This window comes from Pseudomonas sp. PI1 (assembly GCF_000812405.1).
In the GTDB taxonomy this organism is placed as follows: Bacteria; Pseudomonadota; Gammaproteobacteria; order Pseudomonadales; family Pseudomonadaceae; genus Pseudomonas; species Pseudomonas citronellolis.
Genome location: NZ_JWMC01000015.1, coordinates 24,192 through 42,754, shown reverse-complemented (window position 1 = coordinate 42,754; position 18,563 = coordinate 24,192). Strand labels below are relative to the sequence as shown.

Below are 18,563 nucleotides of genomic sequence, written 5' to 3'. Positions count from 1 at the left end.
GGAGATCGAAGATGTCGTCCCGTGCCCAACCCCTAGTCCCCTTCCTGCTGCTGTCCAGCTGCCTGCTGGCCAGCGCCGTCCATGCCGCCAGCCAGGACGAGCAGCCCGTCGAACTGGACAGCCAGACCGTGGTCGCCACCGCCCAGGAAGAGACCAAGCAGGCCCCGGGCGTGTCCGTCATCACCGCCGAGGACATCGCCAAGCGCCCGCCGGCCAACGACCTGTCGCAGATCATCCGCACCATGCCGGGGGTCAACCTCACCGGCAACTCCACCAGCGGCCAGCGCGGCAACAACCGGCAGATCGACATCCGCGGCATGGGCCCGGAGAACACCCTGATCCTGGTCGACGGCAAGCCGGTCAGCAGCCGCAGCTCGGTGCGCTACGGCTGGCGCGGCGAGCGCGACACCCGCGGCGACACCAACTGGGTGCCGGCCGACCAGGTCGAGCGCATCGAAGTCATCCGCGGCCCGGCGGCGGCGCGCTACGGCTCCGGCGCCATGGGCGGGGTGGTGAACATCATCACCAAGCAGGCGGCCAAGCAAACCCACGGCAACCTCACCGTCTACCAGAACTTCCCGCAGCACGGCGACGAAGGCGCCAGCAAGCGCGTGAGCTTCGGCCTCAACGGCCCGCTGACCGATACCCTCAGCTACCGCGTCTACGGCAACCTGGCCAAGACCGACGCCGACGACTGGGACATCAACGCCGGCCACGAATCGGCGCGCACCGGCAACCAGGCCGGCACCCTCCCCGCCGGCCGCGAAGGCGTGCGCAACAAGGACATCAACGGCCAACTGAACTGGAAACTGGCGCCCAACCAGAGCCTCGAGTTCGAAAGCGGATTCAGCCGCCAGGGCAACATCTACACCGGCGACACCCAGAACACCAACAGCAACGCCAACGTGAAGAGCATGCTGGGTCACGAGACCAACATCATGTACCGCGAGAACTACTCGCTCACCCACCGCGGCGACTGGGACTTCGGCAGCTCGATGGCCTACCTGCAGTACGAGAAGACGCGCAACAGCCGCATCAACGAAGGCCTGGCCGGCGGCACCGAGGGCATCTTCAGCAACACCGACTTCTACACCTCGACCCTGCGCGACCTGACCGCCCACGGCGAGGTCAACCTGCCGCTGCACGCCTGGCGCGACCAGACCCTGACCCTGGGCAGCGAGTGGAACCAGCAGAAGCTCGACGACCCCAGCGCCAACACCCAGACCACCACCGAGGGCGGCTCGGTCGCAGGCCTGACCAGCAGCGGCCGCGACACCACCTCGCAGGCGCAGATCTTCTCGCTGTTCGCCGAGGACAACATCGAGATCCTCCCCGGCACCATGCTCACCCCGGCGCTGCGCTTCGACCACCACAGCATCGTCGGCGACAACTGGAGCCCGTCGCTCAACCTGTCCCACGCGCTGACCGACACCCTCACCCTGAAGGCCGGCATCGCCCGCGCCTACAAGGCGCCGAACCTGTACCAGCTCAACCCCGACTACCTGCTCTACAGCCGCGGCCAGGGCTGCTACGGGCAGAGCACCAGCTGCTACCTGCAGGGCAACGAGAACCTCAAGGCCGAGACCAGCGTCAACAAGGAACTGGGCATCGAGTTCAAGGACGACGGCTGGGTCGCCGGGCTGACCTACTTCCGCAACGACTACAAGAACAAGATCGACTCCGGCCTGACCCCGGTGGGCAGCGCGACCGGCGGCACCGGCAGCTACGCCAACGCCTCGATCTACAAGTGGGAGAACGTGCCCAAGGCGCTGGTCGAGGGCCTGGAAGGCACCCTGAGCATCCCGCTGGCCGCGCAGCTGACCTGGAACAACAACTTCACCTACATGCTGCAGTCGAAGAACAAGGAAACCGGCGACGTACTCTCGGTAACGCCGAAGTACACCCTCAACTCCATGCTCGACTGGCAGGCCAGCGACGACCTCTCGCTGCAGCTGAGCGTGGCCTGGTACGGCAAGCAGAAGCCGAAGAAGTACGACTACCAGGGCAACCGCGTGACCGGCAGCGCCAACGACCAGCTCTCGCCCTATGCGCTGACCGGCGCCAGCGGCACCTACAAGCTCAGCAAGAACCTCAGCGTCACCGCCGGCGTCGACAACATCTTCGACAAGCGCCTGTACCGCGCCGGCAACGCCCAGGGCGTGGCCAACATCGCCGGCGCCGGCGCCGCCACCTACAACGAGCCCGGCCGCACCCTCTACACCAGCCTGACCGCGTCCTTCTGAGGACCACCCGGCCCCCGCTCCCGGCGGGGGCCGGCAGACGAGATCGCCTGATGAAAACCACCACCCTGCCCCTGGTCCTGGCGCTGGCACTGGCCGCGCCGGCCCCGGCGGCCCTGGCGCAACCGGCGCCGGACCAGAAGATGGACACCACCTTGCTGCAACGCCAGGACCTGGCCTACCGCTTCACCCAACTGGAACTCGACTCCGCCGACGGCCAGCGCCACTACCGCCTGTGGGTCGGCAAACCCGAACGTCCGGCGCCCGCCGCCGGCTACCCGGTGCTGTGGATGCTCGACGGCAACGCCGCCCTCGGCGCGCTCGATGCCGCCAGCCTGGACAAGCTCGCCAGCGGCCAGGCGCCGCTGCTGGTCGCGGTCGGCTACCAGACCGAGCAGCGCATCGAACGCAACGCCCGCACCTACGACTACACCCCGCCGCTGCCCGGCGAAGCCAGGCAACTCGACCCGCTGACCGGCCAGCCCAGCGGTGGCGTCGACGCCTTCCTCGACCTGCTGCGCCAACGCATGCGCCCCATGGTCGCCGCTGTCGCCCCCATCGACGCCAGCCGGCAGACCCTCTGGGGCCACTCCTACGGCGGCCTGGCCGTGCTCCACGCCCTGTTCACCCGCCCCGGCGAGTTCAGCGCCTACGCCGCCGCCAGCCCCTCGCTGTGGTGGCACGACGGCGCCATCGTCCGCGAAGCCGCGGGCCTGCAACAACGCCTGGGCGAAAGCCGCCCGCGCCTGCTGCTGATGCGCGGCGGCGACGAACCGGGCAACCCGCGCGGCCCGCTGAAAGGCGACGCCGAACGCCCGGCCCGCGAACTGAGCGCCGACCTGGCCAAGGTGCCGGGCCTGCAGGTGCAGTACCAGCGCTTCGATGGCCTGGGTCATGGGCCCATGTTGCCGGCGTCGCTGCGCTATCTGCTGGAGCATTACCCGTAACCGAGGCGCGCCGGGAAGCAAGGTCAAACGGCGGATAACCGCGAACGGTTATTCGCCCTACGCCAGGCCCACCCAGTGATGCAGGGCATACAACCGTTCGCGGAAATGACGATGTACAAGGATGGCGCCTAACCTCCAGCCCGCAGAGGACAGCCCCCTCTCCCTTCAGGGAGAGGGTTGGGGAGAGGGCGCTCTGAAACCCAACACCTACGCCACCGGTAACCCCTGTTCGCGAGCAAGCTCGCTCCTACGAAAAGCCAAAAAGCCAAAAAGCCGAAAAGCCAAAGCCATCCCCTCCGCCCCTCCCCCTTTTTCACACTGGCAATGAAGTTTGCGGCAGGAGCACAATCCAAGGTTCGCCCCTCCCCAGGAAGCCTCCGGATGCCCGACAGCCTGCATGCGGCCCTGCGCCACTTCGTTTCCACCCTGCGCCACGACCCGGCCTTCCGCTCCCTGCGCTTGGTGCAACGGCACAGCCTCGATTGCGGCGTGACCCGCGACCAGCCCGACCCGGTGCGCCACGGCCTCGACCAGGGCGCCATGCTCTGCGCCGAGGTCGATGGCGTGGAAGCCTTCGCCGCCACCAGCGACCTCGGCGAACAGGGCCTGCGCCAGGCCTTCGAACGCGCCCGCCAGCTCGCCGCCGGCATCGCCGCCCACGCCCTGCCGCGCCCGGCCCAGGCCGGCGCCGACCTCGGCCGCCAGCGGCGCAGCAGCCCGAACCTCGACATCCCGCTGCCGGACCTGGCGCAATGGCTGGACCTGCTGCGTGCGGAATGCGCCGCGGTGCCGCGCGAGGAACGCATCGTCGACTGGAGCGCCAGCCTGCGCGTGGTGCGCGAACGGCAGCTGTACCTCGACCGCCACGGCAGCGACCTGCTGCACGAGACCCAGCGCCTCTACCCCTGGCTCTCGGTGACCGCCTTCGACGGCCGCCAGAGCCAGACGCGCACCTTCGACGTGGCGCGCCAGGGCGGCGCCGAAGTGGTGCTGCACAGCGGCTTCGCTGGCGCCGCCGCGCGCGTCGCCGACGAGGCCCTGCAACTGCTGCTGGCGCCCAACACCCCGGAAGGCACCCGCGACCTGCTGCTGATGCCCGACCAGATGATCCTGCAGATCCACGAATCCATCGGCCACCCGCTGGAGCTGGACCGCATCCTCGGCGACGAGCGCAACTACGCCGGCACCAGCTTCGTCACGCCGGACATGTTCGGCCATTACCAGTACGGCTCGCCGCTGCTCAACGTCAGCTTCGCCCCGGACGTGCCCGACGAACTGGCCAGCTACGCCTACGACGACGAAGGCACCCCCGCCGAGCGCCAGTTGCTGATCGCCGAAGGCATCCTCCAGCGCCCCCTGGGCGGCGCCCTGTCCCAGGCCCGCAGCCAGCTCGCCGGGGTGGCCAACAGCCGCGCCAGCAGCTGGAACCGCGCGCCCATCGACCGCATGGCCAACCTCAACGTCGAGCCCGGCGACCAGAGCCTGGCGCAACTGATCGGCGGCATCGAAAAAGGCATCCTCATGGCCACCAACCGCTCCTGGTCCATCGACGACGCGCGCAACAAGTTCCAGTTCGGCTGCGAATGGGGCCAGCTGATCGAAAACGGCGAACTCGCCGGCGTGGTGCGCAACCCCAACTACCGCGGCATCTCCGCGCAGTTCTGGCGCAGCCTGGGCGCGGTGGGCGACGCCTCCACCTTCAGCGTGCTGGGCACCGCCAACTGCGGCAAGGGCGAGCCCAACCAGGCGATCACCGTCGGCCACGCCTCGCCGGCCTGCGTGTTCAAGGACGTCACCGTGTTCGGAGGGCAGGCCTGATGCAACTGCGACTGTCCCCCGACCACCTGCGCGAACTCGCCGACTGGCTCAAGGGCCGGCTGCGCGACGACGAGGAATTCAGCCTGTGGCTCGCCGCCGAGGACTCCGACTTCGTGCGCTTCAACCACGCCCGGGTACGCCAGGCCACCCGCGTGCTGCAGATCGAGGCGCAGCTGCGGCTGATCCGCGGCGCGCGCCACGCCAGCCTGGAGCTGAGCCTGACCGGCGGCGCGGAGGAAGACCGCCAGCGCCTGCAGCAAGGCCTGGAACAACTGCGCGGCACCCTGGAAGTGGTCCCGGAAGACCCGTACCTGCTGCTGGAGGACGAGCCCTGGACCCGCGTCCAGGAAGCCCCCGGCCGCTTGCCGGAAGTCCGCGAGGTGATCGACCAGGTGGACGCCCAGGCGCAAGGCCTGGACCTGGTCGGCATCTACGCCGGCGGCCCGCTGTACCGCGGCTTCGCCAACACCCGCGGCAGCTTCGGCTGGCATGCCGCCGGCAGCGCCAGCCTGGACTGGAGCCTGTTCGCCGACAACGGCGAAGCGGTGAAGACCACCTACGCCGCGCGCGACTGGGATGCCGCAGCCCTGGGCCAGGCCTTCGCCCGCGCCCGCGCCCGCGAGCAGCTGGACTACCTGCAACGCCCACGGCGCACGCTGCAACCCGGCGCCTACCGCGCCTACCTGGCGCCGGCGGCGCTGGAGGAAATCATCTCGCTGCTGTGCTGGGGCGGCTTCTCCGCCCGCGAACTGGCCACCCGCCAGAGCCCGCTGCTGTCGCTGCACCTGGGCCATGCCAGCCTGTCGCCGCAGGTCAGCCTGGAGGAAGCGGCCAGCGCCGGCCTGGAACCGCTGTTCGACAGCGACGGCTTCCTGCGCCGCGACCAGGCGCTGATCGAAGGCGGGCGCATGGTCGGCCAACTGGTCAGCCCGCGCTCGGCGAAGGAGTTCAACCTGCCCGCCTACGGCGCCAACAGCCACGAGACACCGCAGTCCCTGGTCATGGCCGCCGGCGAACTGCCCGAGGACGAAGTACTGGCGCGCCTGGGCACCGGCCTGTACATCGGCAACCTCTGGTACCTGAACTACTCGGACCTGGCCGCCGCGCGCATCACCGGCATGACGCGCTTCGCCAGCTTCTGGGTGGAAGACGGCCGGATAGTCGCGCCCCTGGCCAGCATGCGCTTCGACAACAGCCTCTACAGCCTGCTCGGCGAACACCTGCAGGCGCTGACCCGCGAACGCTCGCTGCGCATCGATACCAACACCTACGGACGCCGCAGCGCGGCCACCCAGTTGCTGCCGGGGGCGCTGGTGGAGCGTTTCACGCTGACGCTGTAGGGCGTACAACCGTTCGCGGTTGTACGCCGTTACACCCATCTCGACGCTGGCCTCCTGGTCAAGCCTGGAGCGCTCGGAAACGGGAGCTTCGGGTTCGAATCCGGCGCGCCCTGGGGCCAAGGTCAAACGGCGGATAACCGCGAACGGATATCCGCCCTACGCCACGGTCAGGCCTGGCGTAGGGCGCATAACGCCTACGGCGTTATCCGCCGTTTGGCCTTGGTCCCCGGCGGCTCCGGGGTTGGCCTGGGCGTTGGCTGTGGCCTCGGTGTATCGGCGGATAACCGCGAACGGTTATTCGCCCTACGTCACGGTCAGGCCTGGCGTAGGGCGCATAACGCCTACGGCGTTATCCGCCGTTTGGCCTTGGTCCCCGGCGGCTCCGGGGCCAACCCTGGCGTCGACTGCGGCCTCGGTGTATCGGCGGATAACCGCGAACGGTTATTCGCCCTACGTCACGCCCAACGCCGTTACCAGTCGCAGTAGCAGCCGGTGGCGAGGGTGCTGGGGGACTTCACCTGGCGGCCTTCGATCAGCGCCTGGATCACCGGCTCGATGAAGCTGTTGGCCGAAGTGCAGGTGGCGCCTTCGCTGTAGGGGCCGAAGTAGGCCAGCTTGCCGTCGCGGTCCCACACCGCCACCGAGGGGCTGGCGGCGATGGGTGGCGGCGAGGGGAATTCCGGCAGCGGCTTCAGGCCCCACAGCTCGCTGGCCAGGCGGCCCTGGGTGCCGGGCTTGCGGTAGGCGTAGAAATCCACGCCCTGGGGTTCGAAACGCTTGATCAGCGAGGCCAGGTGCTGCTGGTTGGCGACGTTGCACGGGCATTCCGGGTCCCAGAAATGCACCACGCGGATGTGCCCCGGGCCGGCCAGTTGCGCCGGCAGCTGCAGCGCCTGGCCATCGAACAGTTGGGTGGTATCGGGATAGCTGCGCAGGTAGCGGCCTTGGAACGACCAGAAGGCGGCGAACAGGATGCCGAGCCAGGCCACGATGAGCACGCCCGCGAGAACGACTTTGCGATTGAGCGACATGATGCGGAAGGGGTGGACAGGAGGGCCGCTAGCTTGCCACGTCCAGCCGCCAGGGCAAGCCTTTCCTGACCGGCAGGCTGCGGCCGCAGCCTGCCGGATGACGACAAAACCAGGCGGCCCCGCTCGCATACACGGGCTAGAGCGAAGCTCGCAGGCGCCCCAGCCAGCCACTTCCTTCGCCGCTGCAAGGGCTGAAGGTGGGCAATTGCTGCAGCGGCACCCATAGCTCACCCTGCCAGTCCAGCAGCGTCACCCGTTGCGAGCGCCAGCTCATCAGCACCCGCCGGGGCCGTTGCGGATCGACGCGGCCCTGGTCGCGCAGCAGCGGAATCACCTGCTCGCCCAGCCAACGTCCCAGGGCTCGGTTCTCCGGGTGACCGAAGCGGATCAACGCCTTGTACAGCGCGGCCTCGTTGACCACCTCCAGCCACTCCTCGGCGCCAGAGGCCGCGCACAACAATACCGAGCGCACTTCATGCCCATCCAGCCGCCGCGCCAGCGCCTGTGGATGATGCAGCCCGAGCAGCCGCGCCAGGTCGTGGGCGACGAACCAGGGTTGGTCATCGATCAGCAGGCCGCGCAGGGGACGGTTGTGGCGGAGGAAGGTGGTGGCGATAAATGCATCGTGCATGGCGTAGCTCCTGGAGAAGAGTAGAGAGCTGCCACTCATCGCTGTCTTCGAAGGGTGGCAGACCGCGCGGGGTTGACAGACCGGCTCCAGGACCGGCAGACCGTGAAGGCCTCCCCGCGCGGACCGCCATTGAAGCGTTGCAGAAGAATCCTGCATTCGCACGGGGACCTGCGAAAACGGTTCGCCGTTTTCACATGCACCAGCGTGGGCGCATCGCGCCTGGAGATCGAGCTGTCAAACCCGGCCACGGGATCGACCGTGACCGGCGGAGAATAGAGAGGCGCGATGTAAGCCCGTAACGGATAGCCATGTGGGAAGCCTCCGAAACGCTGTTCGGGGCATGGTCCGAGCGGGCCCGCTCAACCATCGTCCAGCCTTCGCCTATCGGGAGCACCACCATGAACACACGCCGACATACGGCACGCGCCGTTTCGTTCACCCAGTTGAAAAGAACGCTCGACGCCAGGCTGCGGGAAGTCGCGGCGCGAAAGCACGAGAAACTGGTAGTCGTCAGGGGCAGGATTCCCATGGCGGTCATCCTGGACGTCGAGTCCTACCAGGCCCTGCTCGATGAGTTGTACGACCTGCGCCTGGAGAACCTCGCCCATGATCGCCTGGCCGGTTTCGAACCGGGCCGGGCGATCCGCCATGAGGATCTCGTGGAAAGCTTCAGCGACCGCTGAACGTCCCTCCAGGCACCGCCGCCTGTGTGGTTTATCGCCCCACCTTCGCCACACCCCGCGCCGGTGTTAGCATGCGCGCCCCATGCGCCTGACCGATTTCGACCAACGCCTCGCCGACCTCGGCGCCCTGCCCCGCCATCGCGGGCGGATGCTGCGTGCCTGGCTGCAGGGCCGGGCGCTGGATGCCGGGACCAAGCGCCAGGCCAGCGAGGACTTCCTGCCGCTGGCGGTGCGCAACGCCGTGCCGGAGCTGGCCGCGCAGCTGGAAGGCCTGGCGCGCCTGCATTCCCGCCACCCCGCCGGGGACGGTTCCGAGCGCCTGCTGGTGAGCCTGGCCGACGGGCAGATGGTGGAGAGCGTGCTGCTGCCGCGCGATGGGTTGTGCGTCTCCAGCCAGGTCGGCTGCGCGGTGGGCTGCCGCTTCTGCATGACCGGCCGCAGCGGCCTGCGGCGCCAGGTGAGCGCCGCCGAGATGGTCGCCCAGGTGGTGCTGGCGCGGCGTCTGCGGCGGGTGAAGAAGGTGGTGTTCATGGGCATGGGCGAGCCGGCGCACAACCTCGACAACGTGCTGGAGGCCATCGACATCCTCGGCAGCGACGGCGGCATCGGCCACAAGCACCTGGTGTTCTCCACGGTGGGCGACCCGCGGGTGTTCGAGCGCCTGCCGCAACAGCGGGTGAAACCGGCCCTGGCCCTGTCGCTGCACACCACCCGCGCGGACCTGCGCGAACACCTGCTGCCCAAGGCGCCGAAACTCACGCCGGACGAACTGGTGGAACTGGGCGAGGCCTACGCCCGCCAGGTCGGCTACCCCATCCAGTACCAGTGGACGCTGCTCAAGGGCGTGAACGATGGCCAGGATGAATTGGACGGCATCCTGCGCCTGCTCAGGGGCAAGTTCGCGGTGCTCAACCTGATCCCCTTCAACGCCCTGGAAGGCGACGCCTACCAGCGCCCGGACGGCGGGCGCATCGTCGAGATCGTGCGCTATCTGCACAGTCGGGGAGTGCTGACCAAGGTGCGCAACAGCGCCGGGCAGGATGTGGAGGGTGGTTGCGGGCAGTTGCGGGCGCGGGTGGTGGAGTTGGTGGATACCAGCCGGCTGAGCATCGCGCCAAGGCGCTCTTCGTAGGAGCGAGCTTGCTCGCGAAGGGAGTTTCCCGGTGACTGTGGTGTTGGGGGTAAGAGCGCCCTCTCCCCAACCCTCGGCTGCGCGCCCCGCCCTGAAGGGAGAGGGGCCGTTCGGAGCGAATGGCGAATCCAGAGTTACCCGTAGGAGCGGACCTTGTCCGCGATAGCCGGAACCACCGGCGCGGTTCGCGGATGAGATCCGCTCCTACGCTGCCCCACCCGCGCCATTCCCCTGTAGGAGCGCGCCCTGCGCGCGAAATCGCGGGCAGGGCCCGCTCCTACAGGTTGCTGGGGAGCACGGTATTCCTCCCCCGTAGCGGATCTTATCCGCGATAACCGGAACCACCGGCGCGGTTCGCGGAAGGGATCCGCTCCTACGCTGCCCCACCCGCGCCATTCCCCTGTAGGAGCGCGCCCTGCGCGCGATTTCGCGGGCAGGGCCCGCTCCTACAGGTTGCTGGGGAGCACGGTATTCCTCCCCCGTAGCGGATCTTATCCGCGATAACCGGAACCACCGGCGTGGTTCGCGGAAGGGATCCGCTCCTACGGGGCTGCGCCCTCGGCGGCGGCGCACGGCGCCAGGGCCTGGCGGGCGTGTTCGATCCAGTCGTGTTCGCTGGCGAAGTCGGTCGAGTAGTCGGCCAGGCCCATGCTCAGCGAGAGCGGCGGCAGCGAGGCTTCGTCGAAGTTGCCGAACAGCTGGGCGATGCGTTCGACGCAGGCCCGGGCGCCGGCGGCGTGGGTCTGGCGGAACAGCACCAGGTATTCGTCCGGGTGCTTGCGGCTGACGTGGTCGGTGTTGCGCACCTCGGCCTTGATCAGGTGGCCCAGGCGCACGCTGAGGGCTTCGGCGGTGAGGTTGCCGTAGCGCAGGCGCAGGCGGGCGTGGTCGTCGATGCGGATCAGCGCCAGGGTCGCCCGCGGCCCGCCGCGCCGGCAGCGGCCGAATTCCTGGGCCAGGCGGTGCAGCCAGACGTCGTAGGACAGCAGCAGTTGCTGGTCGAAGCAGTCCACCAGGGAGAAGGCGCGGCGCTGGGCGTGCAGGCGGCGCGCCAGGCTGTAGCTGGTCCAGCCCACCGCCAGCGGGTAGAAGAACAGCATCGGCAGGCAGGCCCAGATCACCCGCCCGGGCGTCTCCAGGTCCACCTGGTAGCCGGTCAGCAAGCCCATCGCCAGGATGCCCGCCGCGTTGGCCAGCAGGCCCTTGAGCATGAAGCCGGGGCCGTTGGCCGCCACGTTGTGCATGGTGACCATCGACAGCAGCAGCGCCGAGGGCAGCAGGCTGAAGTGCATGATCGCCACCCAGCCGCCGGCGAACAGCGAATCCAGCAGCAGGTTGCGCAGTTCGGCCCGGTAGGGCTCGGCGGCGCGCACGGCGATGAAGCGGGCCAGACCCGGCCAGAGGAAGCCGTTGACCAGCATCCAGGCCCAGAGCGCGGGGTGCCCGGGATAGGTGAGCACCGCGATGAAAACGAAGCTGAGACCACAGCCCAGGCTGCGTGGCGCGTAGATGCGCCTGGCGAAGGCGATACCGGCGCAAGTACTGCTTTCCATTTCCATACATCAATCCAGAGACGGCCTTCGGCGAAGGGTCGACAGGCGGCATCGGCAATGGCGCCTGTAAATTGCCAGCATGTCTGACGTGCCTTTCCCGCTGGGCGCGTTATGCTTCCCCATTGGGTGAAAGCGTCAGCCTTCCGTCCACATAGCGGCGACGTTCACCCGCAAGACCGGCAATGTCAAAAAAACGCCATTGCCATGAACAGTGATGACTTGCCCCTCGCCAGGCGGGTGGCAAGCGTTGACGAATCGATCAGGAATGGAAGCCACCGCCTCCCTGCCGGACAGGGTCCCTGGCCATTACCGCAAGCGCGCAACTCCAGCGGCTGCTGCGAATCGAGAAGGGCCGTGCCGTCCCCTGGCTGCCAGGCGCAGCAAAGCAGGACGAGCACGGGCGGCCGCACGGCTGGCCAACCTTAAAATACGAACGTATTCTAATGCAGAAGAGGCCTGATGAGTAAGCGCCCCGTCATTGATAGAGGCAAGGTCCTGGATGCCGCCGAAGGCCTGGTCATGCGCGAAGGCGTTGCGGCGCTGTCCATTGGCGAGGTGGCCAAGGCCGCCGGGATCAGCAAGGGTGGCGTGCAATCCTGCTTCGGCACCAAGGATGGGCTGATCGAGGCCATGTTCAACCGATGGAAAGCGGAGTTCGAGGTGGCTGTGCGCGACAACGCCCCAGACGAAGCGGAACCGCTCGACAACCTGCGCGCCCACGTGCAACTGCTGGCCGCCAGCGACGAGGCCCTGGCCAAGCGCGCCGCGGCGGTGCTGGCGGCGATGCTCAGCCGCGAGGAGCTGCGCCAGCGCTCCAGCGACTGGTACCGCCCCCTGCTCATCCAGGAAGGCGGCGACGACGAGCGCAGCCGCAACGCCCGCCTGGCCTTCCTCGCCGCCAAGGGCGCCTTCCTGCTGCGCTCCTTCGGCCTGATGGAGATGAGCGAGGCGGAATGGCAGGCGATCTTCCGCGAGATCGACACGCTGCTCCCGCCAGGGGAATGAACGCCCGGTGACCGGGGAGGTGCAGGCCTTCCCTTCCCGCAGTGCACCCACCGCCCGAGAACCCACGCCGATAGTCCACCGGGATAACCCCGGGAAAGTCGCGTCTATTCAATAACTAGACGAAGCAACTAGTTCCATGTGGATATATCCAAGTTATCCACCCACTTCCATAATTCAAAAGTCGAGCCCTATGCAAAACCAGAAGAACGACTCATCCTTCATTCAAGGAATGCCATGCAAGCGAAAGTTCAATACGAGGACTCCGGTCTGCTCTGGATGTATGGTCATCTCAGAAGAATAGGCTGCAGCTTCCCCACCGCCCTGTACCGCAGCATGCGCTTCAAGCTGCTGGGTGATACCGGTGACTTCAGAAGCTCGGTCAGCTGGCAGAAGATCCGCTTCTCCAGGGCCCGGGCCGGCTAGCCCGGCGCGCAACCCCGCCCCCTTCGCGCAGCCGCTACGTTCCCAGCCGCGCGCCCCTGTGCAACACCTGGCCGCCCCCGTTGCTGGGACAGCCTCCCGCCTTTTCTACCTCATTCGTCTTCAGGATTGCGCCGCCTACGGGCGGAGTTTCTCAATACGCGGAGAAACTCAAGGACAATAACAACAAGCACGCCAGCAAGAATCGCCAACAGCATATCAATGCCCTCGCTATATCATCGTCGCAATCAATCGTTCTTCGAATGATGAAAAACAAAGTACACCACCAGGGAGCAACTTAGCCCGACATCAAAACCCATTATTTCATCGCGAAACTAAACCGGCGAACTTCTTCGCCGGCAATCATCACCCCGGAACTTTCAGCCTTCCGCCAGGGGCAGGCGGATGACGAATAGCGCCCCCGTTTCGGCGTTGCTCACGCACAGGCTGCCGCCCATGTTGCGGATCAGGTCGTGGCTCACCGACAGGCCCAGCCCGGTGCCCTGCCCCACCGGCTTGGTGGTGAAGAAGGGTTCGAAGATGCGCTCCAGCAGTGCCGGCTCGATGCCTCCGGCGCTGTCGCACACGTGCAGTTCCAGCCACCCGGGCTCGGCGCAAGGGTGCTGGCCCAGGCGGATCCACCTGTCGCCCTCGCGCTTTTCCAGCAAGGCGTCGCGGGCGTTGGCCAGCAGGTTCACCAGCACCTGTTCCAACTGGTCGGCGAAGCCCATGACCTTCGGCCGCGCCTGGGGCGCCTCCAGCTCCAGGGTGATGCCCTGCTGGGTCATGCTCTCGCCCAGCAGCAGCACCACCGCCTCGCAGCAGGCCTGGGGATCGAACGGGGCCATGTCCAGGTCGGACTTGCGGCTGAACACCCCCATGTGGTTGACCACGCGGGTCAGCCGGTCGACCTGCGCGTCCACCCGCTTGAGCTTCTCGCCCAGGTACTGCGGGTCGTCCAGGCGCTGCCAGGCGTTGAACAGCGCCAGGCGCATGACGTGCAGGGGCTGCTTCATCTCGTGGGCCATGCCGCTGACCATCTGCCCCAGGGCGGCCATCTTGGCGCCCTGGGCGAGCTGTTGCTGGGAATGGCGCACCGAGGTGTTGTCGCGGGCGACCGCCTGGACTTCGCGCAGCCGGCCCTGCTCGTCGAACAGCAGGCGGTCGCTCCAGATCAGCCAGCGGCACTCGCGCCCGGGCAGGTTGAAGCGCAGCTCCCAGGATTCCTCGACGCCGCCGCCGGCCCCTTCGACCAGGCGGGCGCGCAGGGCGCTGCAATCGCGCTCGGACAGCCAGTAGTCCAGGCGCCGCCCCAGCAGGGCCTCCACCGGCTCGCCGAGGAAGCTGGCGAAGGTGTGGTTGACGAAGGTCAGCACCAGGCTGGCCGAATAGCGGCAGATCAGCGCCGGCGAATCCTCCACCAGCATCCGGTAGCGCTCCTCGCTCTCGGCGATGCGCTGCGCGGCCTGGTGCCGCTCGGTCACGTCCAGCCACAGGCCCACCACTTCCCGCGGCAGGCCCTGGGCGTCGCGCAGCAGCTTGGCCTCGTCGTACAGCCAGTGCCATTGCCCGGCGCCGTCGCGCAGGCGGTATTCGGCGTTGACGCGCCCATCGCGCAGCAGCGTGCGGCCGCGCTCGAAGAAGCTGCCCAGGTCGTCCGGGTGCACGCGCTCGGCCAGGGCCTGCCAGCTGTTCGCCTGCAGGTCCAGGCCCAGCAGGTTGCCGGCGCTTTCGCTGTAGAACTCCGGAATCAACTGGCCGTCTTCCACGCGCTGCACGTAGATCACCACCGGTGCCTTGTCGATCAGGTTGCGCAGGCGCGCATGGGTGGCCTCGGCCTGCTGTGCCTGCTGGCGGGCCTCGCTGACGTCGAGCAGCACGCCGTCAAGGAAGCCGTGCTCGCTGCCGCCCTGCCAGCGCCCCTGCAGGTGCAGCCAGCGGCGGATGCGGGTCCAGGAATCCGGGCAAAGGCGCAGGTCCTGCGCCAGCTCCCCGCCGGGGCCCAGTTGGCGCAGGCGTATCAGCAGCTCGTCGGCATCGGCGGGGTGCAGCCGCTGCAGCAGTTCCTCCCGCGACAGCCGCGTCTGCCCCTCGGGCAATTCCAGGATGGCCGCCACCGCGGCGGAGAACTGGAAGCCTTCGCGCGCCGCGTCGTAGCGCCAGTAGCCGCCCTGCACCCTGCTCTCCAGCAGGTTCAGCCGGTGCAGGGCATCGCGCAGGCGCTTGCGTTCGAGGCGGCCGAAGACCTGCAGCGCCAGTTGTTCGGCCAGGCACTGCCAGTCGCCGGGCGACAGTCCCGCGCGGCCTTCGTCGAGGCCGTCCGGTTCGCCGATCAGCCAGGCGCCCTGCCCGCCCTGCGGCGTCGCCGGCACCACCCGCAGGCGTTCGCAGCACAGTTGCTTCAGCAACGCCGAGCCGGGCCCGCCGGCGCCGAGCAGGGTGCTATCGGCCAGGGCGGCGAGCCCGCAATCAGGCAGGGCCAGGCCTTCGCGCAGCAGGCTGTGGGCGCCGGGGCGGACGTAGCAGGCGAATACCCGCCCGCCGCCGCCCGGCTCCGCCAGGACCAGCGCCATGGATTGCAGCGCGAAGCTGTTGGCCATGACCTCCAGCACTTCGCCCAGCGCGCCCGGCAGCTCGGCCAGGGCGACGAGGCTGAGCCGGGAGAGCAACTGCTTGATCACGTTGAAGCACTGCATCTGCGACTTTTCCCGGTCGCTCTGCCAGTTCAGGTCGGAGATGTCGGTGCCCAGCAGCAGGCAGCCGCGGCCGGCCAGCGGGCTGACCTGCACGCGGAAGACCAGCGGCTGCTGGTCGAGGCTGCGCAGGGCCAGGTCCACCTGGCGGCCCTGGCGCAACTCCGGCGCCGGGCTGGCGGGCCGGGACCTGCGCTCCAGGTAGTCGCCCAGGCGCGCCGTGCCGGCATGTGTCGGCTGCGCCAGGCAGCGGGCGCGGCGCCCGCCCAGGCGGCACACGCGGTCCTCGGCATCCAGCTCGATGCACAGGTCCCAGTGCGCCTGGCTCCATTGCCAGAACGGCTCGTCCAGGCCGCTCTGTGTCTCTTGCATCAGCGCATCGCCACCGGGTACCGGGGCGGCCTTGTCGTTGGACTGGCCACGGAACAGACCTCGCATCGTCGACCTCACAGCAGCAGGCTGGCCTGGGCTTGCAGCACCGCGGGCAACCGCGGCACCGGGCCAATGCCCGGCAGCGTCAGCACCGGCACCAGCGGGGTGGCATCAGCGGGGTAGCGCACGCAGACGGTGATGCGCGTGTAGCGGCCCTCGGCCACCGGCGCGGCCACGTACTTGCCGCCGCTGCAGCCGGTGTACCAGCGGCTCGGCATCCAGCCCAGGCGGCTCGACACGGCCTGGGCCACGGTGTCCTGCAGGGCCGCCTGGTACTGCTGCGAGCCCAGCGAGTCGTTCACCGACAGCGCCACCCGCGCGCCGGCGGCCGCGGCGTCGTTGAACGACTGCAGCACCAGCATGGGGATGCCATACGCCAGCACGCCGTACATCACGGTGAAGAACAGGATGAAGGCGGCGGCGAACTCGATGGTCACGGCGCCGCGCTGGCGGCTCGGGTGTTTCTGCGGCATGGGTTCCCCCGGGTAGAGTCGTGGTTGCCTGGCGACGGCCGTGGCCTAGATCAGGAGTTGGGCGCCCGGGGTGCGCAGGTCGATGATGCGCACGTCGAGGGTGCCGGTCTGGATGCCCAGCAGTTGCAGCAGCGGGTCGATCAGCTGGCTGCCCAGGCTGGCGAGCACCGAGGCCAGCGCCTGGGTCAGCAGGCTGGTCAGGTCGCCGAGCGAATTCACCAGGCCGCCGACCACGCCGTCGAGCAGTTTCCCCAGCGGGCAGAGCAGCCAGCCGACCAGGGGCGCCTTGCACAGCAGGCCCTGGGTGTTCAGTTCGACGGACAGGCTCAGGTTCCGCGACAGGCTGGCGATGCCCGCCGCCAGCGAAGCGCCCAGGGGGCTCTGCACGCGCTGCACGGCGCTGGGCAGGTCGGCCGGCGAGGCAATGTCGAAGGCCAGCGGCTGTTCCCCGGGGGCAGCCAGCGCCACGTCGCCCTTGCGGGTATTCACCGACACGCTGGCCAGATAGGCGTTGCCGTTGCCCAGCAGCTTCACGCTCAGGTCGTTGAGCGCCACCGCCGCCACGCCGGGCTGCGCCTTGACGTTGACCTGGGTGGCTCGCTGGGCGCCGCCGCAGGCGATGCTGTCCAGGGCGGCGTAGCCCTGGGCCACGCTGGCGCCCAGGTCGATATGGGCGTTGACCAGCCCGAGCTTGAGCAGGTCCACGTCGGCCACTACGTTCAGGGCCACCTGCACCGAGCTGGCGCGGGTCCGCCACTGCCCTGCGGCGTCCTTGCCGGGGTAGCCGACGGCGATGGTCGGCGGGCTGATCACCGTGAGCTTCACCGTCAGGCTGGTCAGCCCCGGCACGTTCAGCGTCAGGCCGGGAATCGCCAGCGCATGCTGCTTGTTGGCCACCAGCGCGGTGGTCATCAGCAGGTCCAGCAGGTTGACGTCGGCGCCCAGGGCCGCGTTGCGCGCGCTGTCCGGGGCGATGACGCTGATGATCTGCCCCAGGCTGAGGTTCGCCGAGGGCACCTTGATGCTGGCCAGGGCGCTGCGCAGCAGGGCGAGGTTGACGCCGGCGACCTGCGAGGCGTCGGCGGCGTCGATGGCGGCCTGGAGCAGTTGCGCCACGCTGACGTCGGCGTCCAGCAGGCTGTCCACCGAGCCGAGGTCGAGGTCGACGCCGGCCAGTTGCAGCTGCTCGCCCAGGGCGAGCAGGTTGACGTTGGCGCCGGCGATGCCCTGGTAGGTCACCAGGTCGAGGTTCAGCCGGGTGCCCAGCAGGCCGCCGAGCAAGGCGTTGAGCAGAGGTGAATTGCTGCTGTCCAGGCGCAGCAGGCCGCTGCCCGCCGACAGCGCGGCCATGGCCCGGCGCCGGGCCACCGCCTGGGCCTGGAGGGTGACGCTGGTGGGCGTGCCGGCGCCGAACACCGAGGCGACGTTCAGCACCAGGCTCGAAGGCACCGTGCGGCTGGCGACGACCTGCACCGAGTCGTTCCAGCTGCTATTGGCGGCGCGGAATACACGCCGCTGGCCGCTGCCGTCGAAGACCACGTCGCCCAGGCTTGCGACCAGCCGGCCGTCGTCGGGGAAGCCGTTGCGCCGCGCGCTGGTGATCGCCAGCGCCTGCACGTCGGCGTTCGCCTGGGTAGCGCACATGCCGCTCTGGGTGGCGCTCTCCAGCGCCGCCATGTCTGCCACCCGCTGCAGCTTGCGCTGCTCCAGGTACAGGCGCCCGGTGTCCACCACCAGGGCCATGCAGATCAGCACCAACAGCAGGGTGACTGCCGCCAGCACACCGATAGCGCCGCGCTGCCGCTTGCCGAACATGGACATCTCCTTGACGTCGGGGATCACTTCCTGCCGGTGTTGAAGCCCTGGTTCTCGTCCAGCAGGTACTCGGGGATCGGGTGGCTGTAGCTGTCCAGGTAGCGCCGGTAGGCGCGGTCGCGCTCGGCCGCGGTGGCGGCCTGGCGGTTTGCCGAGGCCTGCCGGCCACTGGCCTGCAGTTGCAGCCACTGCTCGACTTCCCACTGGTCGCGGACGCTGCTGCCCGCTTGCGGCCGCGCCGACTCGGTGGCGCCAAGGCCCAGGGGGGCGGCCAGCAGAAGGCCGCTGAGGATGATCCGTTTCATAGCTAGTCTCCGTTTCCATCGCGGGCCCTGGCCGCCTTGCGGCCG

The 18,563-nt window shown here is 68.6% G+C and carries 15 protein-coding genes; 8 read left to right on the top strand and 7 right to left on the bottom strand.

What is annotated here, in order from left to right:
- The first annotated feature begins 11 nt into the window (after positions 1 to 11).
- From RN02_RS07145 to RN02_RS07130, 4 genes are all read left to right on the top strand, one after another.
- Positions 12 to 2,243, top strand: coding sequence for a TonB-dependent siderophore receptor (locus RN02_RS07145; RefSeq protein WP_043313847.1), 2,232 nt, complete (start codon positions 12 to 14; stop codon positions 2,241 to 2,243).
- Between the two features lie 50 nt (positions 2,244 to 2,293).
- Positions 2,294 to 3,187, top strand: coding sequence for an alpha/beta hydrolase (locus RN02_RS07140; RefSeq protein ID WP_043313845.1), 894 nt, complete (start codon positions 2,294 to 2,296; stop codon positions 3,185 to 3,187).
- Positions 3,188 to 3,568: 381 nt separating this feature from the next.
- The gene (locus RN02_RS07135) at positions 3,569 to 5,005 is read left to right on the top strand and encodes a TldD/PmbA family protein (RefSeq protein WP_043313844.1); all 1,437 of its coding nucleotides are present in this window, start codon (positions 3,569 to 3,571) and stop codon (positions 5,003 to 5,005) included.
- A complete protein-coding gene (locus RN02_RS07130; RefSeq protein ID WP_052267671.1) occupies positions 5,005 to 6,345 on the top strand; it encodes a TldD/PmbA family protein in 1,341 nt (446 codons plus the stop codon). Before RN02_RS07135 ends, RN02_RS07130 begins: the two co-directional genes overlap by 1 nt.
- Before the next feature lie 470 nt (positions 6,346 to 6,815).
- Here the strand turns inward: RN02_RS07130 and RN02_RS07125 are convergent, their stop codons facing one another.
- Together RN02_RS07125 and RN02_RS07120 are read right to left on the bottom strand one after the other, a co-directional pair.
- Positions 6,816 to 7,376 carry a DUF6436 domain-containing protein gene (locus RN02_RS07125; RefSeq protein WP_043313843.1) on the bottom strand — a complete coding sequence of 187 codons (561 nt, stop codon included), beginning with the start codon at positions 7,374 to 7,376 and terminating at the stop codon, positions 6,816 to 6,818.
- A 136-nt stretch (positions 7,377 to 7,512) separates the two neighbouring features.
- On the bottom strand, positions 7,513 to 8,007 hold the full coding sequence (locus tag RN02_RS07120) for a BRO-N domain-containing protein (protein ID WP_043313842.1): 495 nt from the start codon (positions 8,005 to 8,007) through the stop codon (positions 7,513 to 7,515).
- Positions 8,008 to 8,315: 308 nt separating this feature from the next.
- On the opposite strand from RN02_RS07120, the gene RN02_RS33185 reads away from it, so the two are divergent.
- Both RN02_RS33185 and RN02_RS07110 read left to right on the top strand, forming a co-directional pair.
- Positions 8,316 to 8,690, top strand: coding sequence for a type II toxin-antitoxin system prevent-host-death family antitoxin (locus RN02_RS33185; RefSeq protein ID WP_152623732.1), 375 nt, complete (start codon positions 8,316 to 8,318; stop codon positions 8,688 to 8,690).
- Positions 8,691 to 8,772: 82 nt separating this feature from the next.
- Positions 8,773 to 9,822 carry an RNA methyltransferase gene (locus RN02_RS07110; protein ID WP_043313841.1) on the top strand — a complete coding sequence of 350 codons (1,050 nt, stop codon included), beginning with the start codon at positions 8,773 to 8,775 and terminating at the stop codon, positions 9,820 to 9,822.
- Between the two features lie 542 nt (positions 9,823 to 10,364).
- Here RN02_RS07110 and RN02_RS07105 read toward each other — a convergent pair.
- Positions 10,365 to 11,375: an MASE2 domain-containing protein gene (locus tag RN02_RS07105; protein WP_161796236.1), complete on the bottom strand. Its 1,011-nt coding sequence runs from the start codon at positions 11,373 to 11,375 to the stop codon at positions 10,365 to 10,367.
- Positions 11,376 to 11,834: 459 nt separating this feature from the next.
- On the opposite strand from RN02_RS07105, the gene RN02_RS07100 reads away from it, so the two are divergent.
- Both RN02_RS07100 and RN02_RS33870 read left to right on the top strand, forming a co-directional pair.
- Positions 11,835 to 12,380, top strand: coding sequence for a TetR/AcrR family transcriptional regulator (locus RN02_RS07100; RefSeq protein WP_043313839.1), 546 nt, complete (start codon positions 11,835 to 11,837; stop codon positions 12,378 to 12,380).
- 234 nt (positions 12,381 to 12,614) lie between these two features.
- Positions 12,615 to 12,803 (top strand): hypothetical protein, encoded by a 189-nt coding sequence (locus RN02_RS33870; protein ID WP_043313837.1) that lies wholly within the window; start codon positions 12,615 to 12,617, stop codon positions 12,801 to 12,803.
- Positions 12,804 to 13,180: 377 nt separating this feature from the next.
- Here RN02_RS33870 and RN02_RS07090 read toward each other — a convergent pair whose 3' ends face one another.
- The 4 genes from RN02_RS07090 to RN02_RS07075 are packed head-to-tail and all read right to left on the bottom strand — an operon-like array spanning position 13,181 to position 18,518.
- Positions 13,181 to 15,931 (bottom strand): PAS domain-containing sensor histidine kinase, encoded by a 2,751-nt coding sequence (locus RN02_RS07090; protein ID WP_082033742.1) that lies wholly within the window; start codon positions 15,929 to 15,931, stop codon positions 13,181 to 13,183.
- An 8-nt stretch (positions 15,932 to 15,939) separates the two neighbouring features.
- Entirely contained in the window at positions 15,940 to 16,398 is a 459-nt protein-coding gene (locus tag RN02_RS07085; protein WP_043272464.1) for a TadE/TadG family type IV pilus assembly protein, read from the bottom strand.
- 45 nt (positions 16,399 to 16,443) lie between these two features.
- Complete coding sequence (locus RN02_RS07080) at positions 16,444 to 18,213, bottom strand: pilus assembly protein TadG-related protein (protein ID WP_161796235.1); 1,770 nt, start codon at positions 18,211 to 18,213, stop codon at positions 16,444 to 16,446.
- A 23-nt stretch (positions 18,214 to 18,236) separates the two neighbouring features.
- Positions 18,237 to 18,518 (bottom strand): DUF3613 domain-containing protein, encoded by a 282-nt coding sequence (locus tag RN02_RS07075; RefSeq protein ID WP_043313834.1) that lies wholly within the window; start codon positions 18,516 to 18,518, stop codon positions 18,237 to 18,239.
- Positions 18,519 to 18,563: the final 45 nt, after the last annotated feature.